General features: G+C 66.9%; 12 protein-coding genes. 5 read left to right on the top strand and 7 right to left on the bottom strand.

What is annotated here, in order from left to right; all coding sequences use genetic code 11:
* Window positions 1–747: nitrilase-related carbon-nitrogen hydrolase (locus D472_RS0116380; RefSeq protein WP_017605559.1), on the bottom strand; the 747-nt coding region annotated here is incomplete at its 3' end.
* 320 nt (window positions 748–1067) lie between these two features.
* Here D472_RS0116380 and D472_RS0116385 point away from each other — a divergent pair.
* Window positions 1068–2087 carry a methyltransferase gene (locus D472_RS0116385; RefSeq protein WP_017605560.1) on the top strand — a complete coding sequence of 340 codons (1020 nt, stop codon included), beginning with the start codon at window positions 1068–1070 and terminating at the stop codon, window positions 2085–2087.
* A 15-nt stretch (window positions 2088–2102) separates the two neighbouring features.
* On the opposite strand, the gene D472_RS0116390 is transcribed toward D472_RS0116385, so the two are convergent.
* The 4 genes from D472_RS0116390 to D472_RS0116405 form a co-directional block, all read right to left on the bottom strand.
* A complete protein-coding gene (locus D472_RS0116390) occupies window positions 2103–2534 on the bottom strand; it encodes a nuclear transport factor 2 family protein (protein WP_239642989.1) in 432 nt (143 codons plus the stop codon).
* Between the two features lie 31 nt (window positions 2535–2565).
* On the bottom strand, window positions 2566–3624 hold the full coding sequence (locus tag D472_RS0116395) for a type III polyketide synthase (protein ID WP_017605562.1): 1059 nt from the start codon (window positions 3622–3624) through the stop codon (window positions 2566–2568).
* A gap of 308 nt (window positions 3625–3932) precedes the next feature.
* Window positions 3933–4064, bottom strand: a complete 132-nt coding sequence (locus D472_RS29140) for a putative transporter small subunit (RefSeq protein WP_017605563.1) — start codon at window positions 4062–4064, stop codon at window positions 3933–3935.
* Between the two features lie 28 nt (window positions 4065–4092).
* Window positions 4093–5694: a sodium:solute symporter family protein gene (locus D472_RS0116405; RefSeq protein WP_239642990.1), complete on the bottom strand. Its 1602-nt coding sequence runs from the start codon at window positions 5692–5694 to the stop codon at window positions 4093–4095.
* Window positions 5695–6351: 657 nt separating this feature from the next.
* On the opposite strand from D472_RS0116405, the gene D472_RS0116410 reads away from it, so the two are divergent.
* The 3 genes from D472_RS0116410 (at window position 6352) to D472_RS0116420 (ending at window position 9141) form a co-directional block, all read left to right on the top strand.
* The gene (locus D472_RS0116410) at window positions 6352–6729 is read left to right on the top strand and encodes a DUF1330 domain-containing protein (protein ID WP_017605565.1); all 378 of its coding nucleotides are present in this window, start codon (window positions 6352–6354) and stop codon (window positions 6727–6729) included.
* A 395-nt stretch (window positions 6730–7124) separates the two neighbouring features.
* Complete coding sequence (locus tag D472_RS0116415) at window positions 7125–7814, top strand: glycoside hydrolase family 11 protein (protein ID WP_017605566.1); 690 nt, start codon at window positions 7125–7127, stop codon at window positions 7812–7814.
* Between the two features lie 469 nt (window positions 7815–8283).
* Complete coding sequence (locus D472_RS0116420; RefSeq protein WP_017605567.1) at window positions 8284–9141, top strand: alpha/beta hydrolase; 858 nt, start codon at window positions 8284–8286, stop codon at window positions 9139–9141.
* A 147-nt stretch (window positions 9142–9288) separates the two neighbouring features.
* Here D472_RS0116420 and D472_RS0116425 read toward each other — a convergent pair whose 3' ends face one another.
* A complete protein-coding gene (locus D472_RS0116425; RefSeq protein WP_017605568.1) occupies window positions 9289–9720 on the bottom strand; it encodes a hypothetical protein in 432 nt (143 codons plus the stop codon).
* Window positions 9721–10030: 310 nt separating this feature from the next.
* Here D472_RS0116425 and D472_RS0116435 point away from each other — a divergent pair, with 310 nt between their 5' ends.
* The gene (locus D472_RS0116435; protein WP_026117759.1) at window positions 10031–10627 is read left to right on the top strand and encodes a DUF4352 domain-containing protein; all 597 of its coding nucleotides are present in this window, start codon (window positions 10031–10033) and stop codon (window positions 10625–10627) included.
* 75 nt (window positions 10628–10702) lie between these two features.
* Here D472_RS0116435 and D472_RS25755 read toward each other — a convergent pair.
* Window positions 10703–12164: HsdM family class I SAM-dependent methyltransferase (locus D472_RS25755; RefSeq protein ID WP_017605571.1), on the bottom strand; the 1462-nt coding region annotated here is incomplete at its 5' end.

Below are 12164 nucleotides of genomic sequence, written 5' to 3' on the forward strand. Positions count from 1 at the left end.
GCCGACCGTGGGAGCGTCGGGGCCATCGGGGATGCCCAACCGTTCGACGATCTCCTCGCTGATGCGCCCCTGGACGAAGATGACGTAGCTCTGGGAGGCGATCGCGTGCGCGCCGGCCAGGGTACGGGAGTAGTGGTCGAACTTGCCCGCGTTGGGATCGGCGTGGGTGGCGTTGATCGCGGGCCAGGCGGAGACGTGGATCTGTTCGCCCAGGGTCGCCAGCGAGTAACGGGCCAGATCCATGGTGTGCTCGAAGCAGATCAGCCCACCCACCTTGGCGAACCCGGTGTCCACGACGAAGATGTCGCGGCCGTCGCCCCGTCCCCACACGGTGCGTTCGGCGTTGGTGGGGTGCAGTTTGCGGTGGCGGGCGACGAGTTCGCCGGTGGGGGAGTAGTAGGCCTGGGTGTTGTACAGGGTGCCGCCGTCGCGTTCGTCGAGTCCCATGACGACCCAGATCCCCGCGTCGCGGGCGGCCTCGCCCAACGCCCGAGAGGCCTCCCCGGGGAGTTCGACGGAGTTGGCGTAGAGCTCGGCGAACAACGGCGCGGCGTGCTTGGGGGTGTGGGACCAGACCCAGTAGGGGTAGCCGGGCAGGTAGGTCTCGGGAAAGGCGACCAACCGGGCGCCGTTACGACCGGCTTCGCGGATGAACGCGCAGGCCTGTTCCACGCCGGCCGCCAGGTCCAGGAAGGGTGCGGCTGCGTGGACGGCCGCGACCTTGATGGTCGATGAGGTGGTGTCCATGGCGACACGATAGGCAGCGCCCGGTGGGGCGACTTGGATATCCGTGCACGTTGGTCTCAGCGCCTCACGGCGAGCTCGCAGGGTGAGACCGCCTCCTTGACCGGGAGAGGACCCGGCGCGAAACCTCTCCCGGGGGTGGTCGGATCCGGGAGGGCGACACGCCGCGTACGAGCTCTGCCCGGGGCCAGGCCTGCGGGAACCTACAGTCGTTGGGCGCATGTGCGGCCGGCCCTCGCGCACCGACCGATCGTCTGCGGGTCGACGCCGGACGGAGCAGGGCGCGGCCAGGGACAGTGGCGGACCGAAGGGTGGGCAGATCCGTGGCCGGTGACCGAAACGAGCAGGAACGGGCCTATGCCCTCCTCGCACTGGGAGACGAACTCATTCACGCCAGGGCGTTGCAGATCGCGGCGGAGCTTCGCATCGCAGACCTGCTCGCTTCGCGGCCCCGCCCGTGCCAGGACCTGGCGGAGCACACGGAAACCGACCCCGAGGCCCTCTACCGCATGATGCGATTGCTGGCCTCTCGCGGACTCTTCCACGAGAGCGGGACCGGCGTCTTCGAGCTCACCCCGATGGGCGACCCGCTCCGCTCCGACCACCCGGCCTCGGTGCGTTCCGTGCTGGCTCTGACGGGAGCGGTGGCCCCGCTGGTCTTGGGAGGAGCCCACCACAGCCTTCGCACCGGCGAGGCCACCTTCCCGCAGGTCACGGGCGATCCCATCTACGCACACATGGCGCGACACCCCGAGCAGGGGCGTTTGTTCGACGAGGCGATGCGGGACCTGACCCGCCTCGTGGCGCCCGCCGTGCTCGACGCCTACGACTTCACGGGCGCCCCTCACATCATCGACGTCGGAGGTGGCTCTGGGGCGCTGATCAGCGCGATCCTGCGTCGTGAACCCGCCGCGAGCGGGGTCGTCTTGGAGGACCCCAGGGTCGTGGACTCCGCCTTGGACGAGATCCGGGAGGAAGGGGTGGCCGACCGGTGTTCGGCGGTGGGTGGGGATTTCTTTCGTGAGGTGCCGGCGGGCGGTGACCTCTACCTGATGAAGTGGGTCCTGCACAACTGGTCCGACGAACGGGTTACGGACATTCTGCGCAACTGCCGCAGGGCCATGAGGGAGGACTCCAGGCTTTTGATCATCGAATCGGTGCTGCCCTCGGGCGATGACGCCCATCCGGGCAAGGCCATGGACCTGGCGATGCTGGTCCTGCTGGGTGGCAGGGAGCGCACCGAGGAGCAGTTCGGCGAACTGTTGGCCGGGGCCGGGCTGCGACTGGAACGGGTGGTGCCCACTCGTTCGCCGCACAGCGTCGTGGAGGCGTCCCCGCGCTGAAGGGCGGGCGCGGCGTCAGGCGCCTTCGCCGAGCCAGAGCGCAGTGATGTCCACCGTGTGGATCAACCATCCCGATCCCACCCGCCGATAGGTGTTGTCGTACCAGCCGCCGACCGCCCACCAGTCCGTGGGGTCGTCCGCTCCGCGTAGGTGGACCGCGTGCATGACGGATCGGGAGGTGGCGTGGTCTCCGTCGATCCTTATCCGGTGGGCGGTGCTCAGATGATGGGTCCGATGGTAACGCCCCAGGTCGGCGGAGACGTATTCGGCCAGACCGGCGCGGCCGTGGTGCTCGGCGCCCGGCATCCGCAGGGCGGCGTCCTCGGTGAACAGGGCGGCGTATCCGGTGAAGTCCCGCTCGTCGAGGCGGTGGACGAACTCGGTCAGCAGGTCATCGATGGCGGCGCGGTCGAGCAGTGAACGCAAAGGTGCTGCTTCCTCGTGCACGGTCTCCCCTTGGGGTCGGTTCGCGGTCGGCCTATCCCCGCAACAGGGCGGTGTAGAGCGTCAGACCGGGGCCGAAGGTCATGGCGACCCCGTGTTCTCCGGGGGCCAGGGGAGAGGTGCGCTGAAGTTCGGCGATGACGAGGGGGAGCCCCGCCGAGGAGCAGTTGCCGTACTCCTGGAGGACGTGGCGGGAGGCGAGGACCGCCGAGGGGGCCAAGGAGAGGCTTTCCTCGGCGGCGTCGATGACGCGCCGACCTCCGGGGTGGACCGCCCACCAGTCGATGGACCCGGGGGTCAGGCCGTGTGGGCAGAGCAGTTCGGTGATCAGGTCGGGTAGGCAGGCCGCGATCAGGTCCGGGACAGCCGCGGACAGACCCATCTTGAAGCCCGCGTCCCCCACCTCCCAGGCCATGTGCCCCTCGTGCTCGTAGGCGGTGTGGGAGGCCAGGTCCAGTACGCACGGGGCCGACCAGGGGGCCACCGGTCGTTCCGTGGCGCTCTCGACGACCATGGCCACGGCCGCGTCGCCGAACAGGGAGTTGATCACGAACTGTTCGGTGTCCCACGGTGGGGGTTGCAGGTGCAGGGAGGACAGTTCGAGGTTGAGTAGTACCGCGGGCTCAGGGTGACATCGGGCGAAGTCGGCACAGGCGGCCAGTCCGGGAAGCGCGGCGAAGCACCCCATGTGACCGATGACCAGCCGTCGTGTGCAGGCACGCATTTCCAAGTCCCGGAGCAGCCGGGAGTCGATTCCGGGGGTCCCGTAGCCGGTCGAGGAGACGAGGCAGAGCAGCCCGATTCCTTCAGGGGATGCTCCGATCTGGTCGAGGGCCCCCTCGACGGCCTCCCTCGCCAAGGGCAGGCCCTCGTCCTGGAATCGGCTCATCCGGGTGGACGTGGACCAGTGCGCCACGTCCTCGGTCCGGGGGTCGATCGCCATGTGACGTTTGCGTATCCCGGAACCGGCCACGACCTTGCGCAGGACCCGCTCTCCGGTGTGCCCGGCGGGCAACATGTCGGGCAGGTCCTTCTGCTCCAAGGCGGCGGGAGGTAGGGCCGCGTTGACGGCGCTGATTCGTACCGATTCCATGCGACGAGCCCCCCGGTGACCGGACGGCCGTACCTCCTGCCGTCACGCGTTCGCCACCCGTGCCGGTCGAGGAGCGTTCGCGCGCTCCTCCTGACACGTATTGCCCTACCCGAATCATGAGGTGTCCATCGCCGGGTGGAAGGGGCGAACGGATATACGAGATCTCGTGTTCGGAACGAGACGAGCGCTGGGCGCCGGCCCCGAAGGGCCGGCGCCCAGCGCTCGATGTTCGACCGGTTCATCGACCGGCCAGGGTGCGGTCTACTTCCTCCCACGGTCGAAGCGGGGGCTGTGCCGCTCGGAAGCGATCAGATGATCGAACGACCATCCTTACGCGCTTGGCGCCAGTCCTTGAAGAAACCGCGCCCGAGGAAGAAGAGCACGAAGGCCACGATGATGGGCCAGATGAGTACGTAGGCGGTCAACGCCAGAGTCGACATGGTTTCCTTTCCTGGTCGAGATTCCCGGTCAGCGGGCCGGGGTGGTGTCGCCCTCGGCGGGCCGCTCGGTCTCGTCCTCGCTGTCGAACGAACCAATGCGCTTTTGGATCAGAGAGAAGTCGAAGGACTTGTCGTTGCGGAAGCACATGAGGTAGCAGACGAGGGTGCTGACCGCGTAGGCGACGAGCGATCCGCTGAGCACGTGGTAATCGTGCAGGAAACCGATCCCGAAGGGGGCGGTGATGATGGCGGCGATCGACCCGACCCACAGGGCGGGCTTGAGACCGAAGAAGCCGAAGGCCATCAGGCCCAAGACCACGCCGACACCGATGACCGCCAGCACGTCGACGGCGAAGGCCGTCGCGGTGACCATCGGCACCATCTCGAAGCGCACGGGGATGAAGATGGCCAAGGCCGCCAGGGTGGAGATGGTGAAGGCGGCGTTGGTGACCTTGCCCCAGTAGAAGGAGGCGATGACGGGGAAGACCAGCGCACCCCACAGGGCACCGACGAAGACGAGCAGGTCGAGGATGTTCAACCGGCCACTGGCGAAGTACAGGGCCGCGCCCGTGGCGACGATCATCGTGACGCGGCCGATCAGCAGCATCGTCTTGGGGTCGGCCTTCTTGCGCCCGGCGACGTTTTGGCCGTAGACGTCGGCCATCATGATCGACGACAAAGCGGCCAGGTCGGAGTCGGCAGTGGAGGCCAGCGCGCCGATGATCATGATGAAGAAGACGCACAGCAGGATCGGGCCCAGGTAGGTGGTGGCCATCTGCGGGATCAGGTTGTTGACGTCCCCGTCGGCCGGCTCCATGCCCAGGTAGAGGGCGAAGACGCCGAGCATACCGATACCGATGACGGTGGCACCATAACCGATGGTGGCGGTGATGAAGGTGGGCTTGATGAGGTCCTGTCGGACCGCGAAGAGGCGCTGGGCGATGGTCTGGTTGCCGATCGCATAGGCCAGAACGGCGGCGATGTAGGGCGCGCCCTGATTGAGGAAGGCGTCGGAGGAGAAGAAGTTCGACTGTTGGGGGGTCAGGTTCTGTGCCCCGGTCTCGAACATGTCCGGTCCACCGGCGGCGAAGAAGACGACGGGGATGATGACGGCCACCGCGCCCAGCATCGCCATCGCCTGGGTGAAGTCGGTGAGCACCGAGGCGCGGAAGCCCGACCACAGGGTGTAGAGGAGCACGCCGGCCGCCATCACCAGGATGCCCTGGGAGAAGCCGAAGGGCGAGAGCATCGCCACCAAGGCGCCGCCAGCGATGAAGTTGGAGGTCAGTGAGATGACGCTGCCCAGCACGTTGGAACCGGCGAGCATCAATTGACTGGAGCGTCCGTGGCGGGCGTACATGACCTCGGCGAGGGTGTGCGCGCGAGGTGCGACCGAACGGATGCGCTTACCGAAGGGGTAGATGAACAGGATCATCAACGCGCCCCACAGCCCGTAATGGATGGGGCCGGAGATGCCGTAGGTGTATCCCGCGGTGGCCGAGGCGTACATGGAGGACGCCCAGATCCAGGTCGCGGTCATGGAGGTGGCCGCGATGCCGAAACCGATGTTGTGCCCGGCGTTCATGTAACCATCGGCGTTCTCCTTCTTCTTGCCGATCAGAATCGACATCAGCAAGGTTCCACCGAAGAAGAGTGCGATGAGAAAAATGGTAACGGGGGCACTCAGTTGTTGGCTCGCCATTTCCTCCGAGCTCATTAAATTCCTTTCTTAGGACGGGCGCCGGACTGCCCGTCGGTTTTTGTGACGCGCTGTGGTAATGAAAATATCGACTCAGCGCACAGCCCTGTGCGCTGGCCATCCGGTCGTGCTTTCGCCGATGCGCGCGCCCGCCGATTTTTAGTCGGCGGAGATTATTTGGTTTGTCCGCCACCCCCAGGCGACACGTTCCTCATGTGACACGTGGGGCAGGTGGGGCCAACGGATTGACTATAGCAAAAGGGGCAAACCGACCCGTTTCTCGGGGGTCGCGCAAGCCTGAACCGGGTCACGGGAGGGAGATTCTGCGACACCATTCTGTTATTTTGGCGTGACATTCTGCTGTAGAATTCGCTGCCTTTTGGGACCTTTGTCGCGCGCTACGAGCTGCGAGAATGCCGCTTCTGTGGGGTTTGTCCGCGCCCTGGGTGGCGTGGATCGCGACAGGGGGTCGTACTCCACCGGGGTGGTGCGAGGAGGGGTTCCAGGGGGTGCCAGCGTTACATACCGACCAGTCGGTTGCTATGGTGGGGGTCACACTCGCGTCTGAACACCGCACAAGGAGTCACCATGGCCGTCGACCCCTCGAGATCGGCTCTCGCGGACCTGTTGGAGGAGGAAGGGAGTGGCCCCATCGTCATGCTCAATCTGTTGCGGTTCGCTCCGGGGGGTCGTTCCTCCTATGAGGAGTACTCCAGGCGGGCGGCCCCATTGCTGAAGAAATACGGGGTCGAACTGCTCTACGCCGGTGATGGGGCCGCACCCTTGGTCGCCGAGGACGGGCAGGACTGGGACGCGGTACTGCTCGTGCGTTATCCCGATGGGAAGACGTTCGCTCGCATGGTCACCGACCCCGAGTATCAGAAGATCACCCCTCTGCGGTCCCAGGCCCTGAGCGAAGCCGTGTTGCAGCCGACCCTCCCTTGGGCCTCGCGCCGCGACGTCTGACCGCGCTTCCCGATTCTCGCGGGGTGTCGGTGGTGCGCGAAGCCGCTCGGCTCCTGGAATCGGTCTTCTCGCACGTCGGCCTGGATTTCCCGAAAGTTTCGGAGAATCCAGGCTCTCTTGGAGGGTTTTCGGAACGCGGTACCACGAGAAGAGGAGAATTTTGAACTCGTAAACCCGCGATGAGCTGGGGTGATGTGTAGCCAACAGTCGTTGATGTTTCCGAAACTTTCCGGAAATCATTGACGAGAGTTCTCGGTCGGCGGATACTTCGGGACACGGCGAAAAGCCGACCCCGCTGCGCCGCACGGTGCCGACACACGGTGACCAACGCCTGCTCACCGGTGGTGTGCTCGCGCTGTGCCGCGCCGCCTGGACTCACCAGGAGGAAAACGACCATGACCGAAACCCCCCGCCCCCTGTTCAACCGCAGAAACTTTTTCGGCCTCACCGGCGCCGGCGCCTTGGCGGTGGCGGCACCCTCGCTGCTGTTGCCCGGAACCGCACACGCCCAGACCCTCACGGAGAACCAGACCGGCACCCACGACGGGTACTTCTACTCGTTCTGGACCGACGGTGGCGGCTCGGTCTCCATGACCCTGGGCTCGGGTGGCTCCTACAGCACCCAGTGGAGGGACACCGGCAACTTCGTGTGCGGCAAGGGCTGGCACAACGGTGGCTACCGGAACGTGAACTACTCGGGTAGCTTCCACCCCTCGGGCAACGGTTACCTGTGCCTGTACGGCTGGACCTCGAACCCGCTCGTGGAGTACTACATCGTCGAGGCCTTCGGGACCTACCGGCCCGAGGGCGACTACCGGGGCACGGTCTACAGCGACGGTGGAACCTACGACATGTACCACACGATGCGTTACAACGCGCCGTCGGTGGAGGGTGACAGCAGGACGTTCCCGCAGTTCTGGAGCGTGCGACAGTCCCAGCGCACGGGCGGCACCATCAACACCGGCAACCACTTCAACGCCTGGGGTGGAGCCGGTATGCAGCTGGGTTCCTTCGATCACTACATGATCCTGGCCACCGAGGGTTACCAGAGCAGCGGTAGTTCCAACCTCAGCGTCAGCGGTTGAGGAAGCCGGAGCCCTCGGCGGGAAAGGAGTCGTGCCCTCCCGCCGAGGGCTCCGCCCTGTCCCGGGCCGGCGAGTGAGAGGGTCGCCGCCTGTAACGGGGGTCCGGAAGTACCGGTGCGGCTGGAAGGCACGGATGTCGGTTCGGTTCGGCGCGTTGGCCTTGGTGATCTGGACGCAGTGGGCCTACCGGGCGTCGGCCTCCACCCTGGCGGAGGACCGATCGAGTCCCGTCTCGGGCCGGCCGCGTATGGCTGGACGAGGACGTCGTCCCACCGGGACGGCTTCTGCCCTCGGCCCCGGTGGAGGTGGGCCGCATCGGTGGGATGCCGCGATCCACCGGCTTTTCGGGGGATCGGTGATGTGACCCGTCTTGCGGCAGGCCCCATTGACGCTCGTGCCGGCGACGCGGATATTCGCGTTCTGACGCACCGGGATCACCGGTGCGTTCCTCCACCCGCAGGAGAACGCAATGACGATAGGCAAGCACGTTCGAAGCCGTTCGGCCGTCCTGACGGCCCTGCTCATGGCCGCGGGGCTGATCGCGCTCCCCTTGGGGAGCGCGGCGGCCGACGATGTGGAGATCGCCGGTGGCTCCGGCCCCTATGAGGCCGAATACGTCACCGAGTGGAGGCTAGGAGGCCACACCGTCTACCGTCCGGTGGATCTTCCCGAGGACGAAGCCCTGCCGATCGTCGCCTGGGGCAATGGTGCCTGTAGGGCGGACGGGACGTGGTTCGAGAACATCCTCACCGAGTTCGCCTCGCACGGCTTCCTCGTCATCGCCAACGGCCGCCCGGGCGGTTCGGGGAGCACGGACGCCGAGATGCTCACCGAGGCCGTGGACTGGGCGATGGCCGAGAACTCCCGTCTGTTCAGCGAGTACCGGGGCCACATCGACACCGACAAGGTCGCGGTCATGGGCCAGTCCTGCGGTGGCCTGGAGACCTACGAGGTCGCCGACGACCCCCGGATCACCACCACGGTGATCTGGAACAGCGGCATGTTCAGTGACCGAGACCCGGGACGGCTCGACCACCTGCACGCGCCGATCGCCTACTTCACCGGAGGCCCGAGCGACATCGCCTACGGCAACGCGCTCAACGACTGGCGGGATCTGCCCGAGGGGTTGCCCGCCTTCATGGGGCATCTGGACGTGGGTCACTATGGGACCTTCCCCGAGCCCGACGGTGGCGAGTACGGCCGGGTGGGGACCGCTTGGCTGAGGTGGCACCTCAAGGACGACGCCGAGGCCGCCGGATACTTCGTCGGTGACGATTGCGGTCTGTGTGTCGACCCCGAGTGGGACGTGGACCAGCGCGACCTGTGACCCCGCACGGCCGGAAGCGGGACCAAGGTCTGCTTCTCAGCGCAGGGGTGGGGACGCCCCATGGTCGTCTCCACCCCCTGTGAGGTGAGCGAGCGGGCCGCCATCGACGACGGCGCCCTGGGTCGTGGACCCTATCCGGGCAAGCGCTCAACGCCGGAGTTCGGACAGGTCGACCGCTGGAGCAGCGGTGTACTCCACACCCGGTTCGGGTGGGATGGGTTCACCGGAGGCGGAGTCGGTGCAGTGGGCGTCGAACATCTGGGCCTCGTCCAAGGGATACAGGAGGCCGTGGTCCAGTCGCCACCCCCGTACCTGTTTGAGAGGGATATTCGGTCCGCCGGGCTCGGTGTGGGAGGTGTGGGTGGTGAAGGTGCGCAGGATCAGGGCGGCTTGGGCCCCCGAGACCACGGCCTCGTACAGACGTTCCACCACGACGGGGTGTTCGACGTCGAAGGTCTCATCACCAAGGGTGATCGCCGTGGACATCGCGTATCCGGTGTGCAGGGTGAGGATGTGTCGTTCACCCGCAAGGTCGAGGAAGAGGAGGCGAAGCAGGGTGCGCGCGGCTGAGGAGAGCATGTTCCTCAGTCTGTACCGGGGGAGGCGCTGGATCGGGTTGTCCACAGGGTGGATTCGCTGGGAGGGAGGTTTTCGAGGCAGGGCCACGCGCCAAGGCATGTTCACGTTCTTCAAGGCGGCGGCTTTGTGAAAAATAATTATTGCCCATGGTTGGCTTTGTTCACACTCTCTCGTGTAGTGTGTGGACACCTTCGGGTGATCCCGAGGGTTCCAGGGAAGTGAATCCCCACCTCCCAAGGCATGTCGAGCCGCCTCGCTCGGCGTCCACACCCCAAGGCATCGTCGCCCCCGCACAAACCGGAGCCACACCATGACCCACCCCCAGCAGCCCGAGCAGCCCCAGCAGCCGTACTCCGGTCAGCCCGCGCCGTCCAAGCCCGGTATGTCCACGGGTAAGAGGTTCGGCATCGGCTGCGGAGTGATCATCTTGCTGTTCCTCCTGATGGGCGGCTGCATGGCCGCGATCTCGGGAGGCTCCGACGACACCGGTGCCGCACGGGACGGCAGCGCCCAGGACTCCGCGGAGAGCGTCGAGGAGGGGGCCGAGGCCGAAGAGGTCGCCGAAGAGGAAGAAGAGGTCGTGCTGACCGCCGAGGCCACCGACTTCGAGCCCAGCGTCCTGTACGACGGCGGTGATCACACCAGCGTGTTCGTCACCATCGAGAACAACAGCGACGACGCCATCGAGGTCAACCCGCTGTACTTCGCGATCGTCGCCGACGACGGCACCAAGAAGGACACCACCGGCTCTCTGGGCATGTCCGAAAGCCAGATCGACACCGTGACCCTCAACCCCGGCCAGCGGGCCGAGGGCGTGGTCACCGCCGAGGGGGACTTCACCCCTGCCTCCGTGGAGTTCGAGGAGAACCTCGGCATGGGAGTGACGGTCACCGCCGACGTCGGTTGAGGCCGAACGTGACCAGGACCCGATCCCGGAGATCTCCGGGATCGGGTCCTGGCCCGTGTTCAGGCGGGGGAGGGATCACCGCACATCGGGTTCGGTGGTCAATTCCACGGCCAGGTCCACGGCCTGATCGGCCAACTCCTCGCCCAACTCCTGGAGTTCGCGCAGGGCCGCACGGAACCGCTCCACTCGGCGGAAGCGCTCGCCATGGGAGCGCTGCTCCTGAATGGACAACACCGGCAGCCGGAAGCGGGACGGATCCAGGCGCAGCGAGCCGCGCAGACTGCTGCTCACCCGGACGATGTGGCCGCGTTCGGTTCCACTGCTGACGAAACCCGCCAGGAACCAGGGGTCCACCGCCGCCGGGTTGGTGCTCACCACGAAAAGACCGTTGTCGGGGTGGGCACCCGCGTCCCGCGCGGTGATCACGCGGGCCATCGGCCGTTCCGTGACGGCGGGTACCACGACATCGCCCTCACGCAGTGGTGGGTTGCGCATCGGATCGGCGTCGATCGGTTCGGTCCGGGAGGCGGGGACACCTCGCACCACGTCCCGTGCGGTGAGCACCCGGGCCGGCGTCCGGACGAGGTCCTCCTCATCGGAGCGGCGTGGGCGGGGACGGCGGATCGTCACCGAACCGGCCTTGGCCAACTCGCCCAGGGTGATCACCGGGGTGGGGAGGTTCTCGGGCAGGGTCTCGGGAACCTCCGGCAGCAGGGAGCGCAGGGAACGCAGGGAGCGTTCCACCTCCGTTCGGCGCCGCGCGAACAGGTCCAGGTCTCGGGCTCCGGACCGGGGCGGCGGCAGGTGGCGGCGAGGCGTGAGGTCGACCTCCTCGTCCAACAGGTCGCCGGGGTCCACGGCCCGGGCGGTCCCCGGTATCTCCTCGAACTCGCCAGGAGCGCTTCGAAAGGCCTCCCACACCCGTCGGATCCGGGCGATGACCTCCTCGGCGGGTTCCACCTCGCCGGGGTCGGCGGGTTCGGTGTCCACCATCAACAACGGAACGGGCACCGACGATTCGTCGGCTCGACGCAACACCCACAGTTGCAGCGGGACGGCGTAGTGCGCGGCGAACCCGGCGGGAAGGGAGATCACCGCGCGGAAGGCGCCCGATCGCAACAACGATCTACGGATGCGTCGACCGCTGGGCCTTTGCGCCGCGGCCGGGGGCATCAGCAGTACGGCGCGACCACCGGGCCGTACCTGGGACAGGGCGTGCTGGACCCAGGCCAGGTCGGACTCCAATCGAGGGGGCAGCCCGTGCACCCACCGGGGGTCGTCGACCAGTTCCTCCAGCCCCCAGTTGCGTTCACCGAAGGGCGGTGCGGTGACCACGGCGTCGGCCGTGCCGGGGAGCAGGGCGGGCTCTCGTAGGGCGTCGCCCAATCGTAGGTCGACCTGGTCGCTCAGGGCGCCTTCGAAGGCCAACCGCAGGGCGGCCAACCACAGTCTCGAAACCTCCCGATCCTGACCTCGCAGCGGTCCACGCCCGGCTCGGGCCGCCGCCACCAGGAGCGTGCCACCGCCGCAGGCCGGG

The organism is Nocardiopsis alkaliphila YIM 80379, from assembly GCF_000341005.1.
Classification (GTDB): Bacteria; Actinomycetota; Actinomycetes; order Streptosporangiales; family Streptosporangiaceae; genus Nocardiopsis; species Nocardiopsis alkaliphila.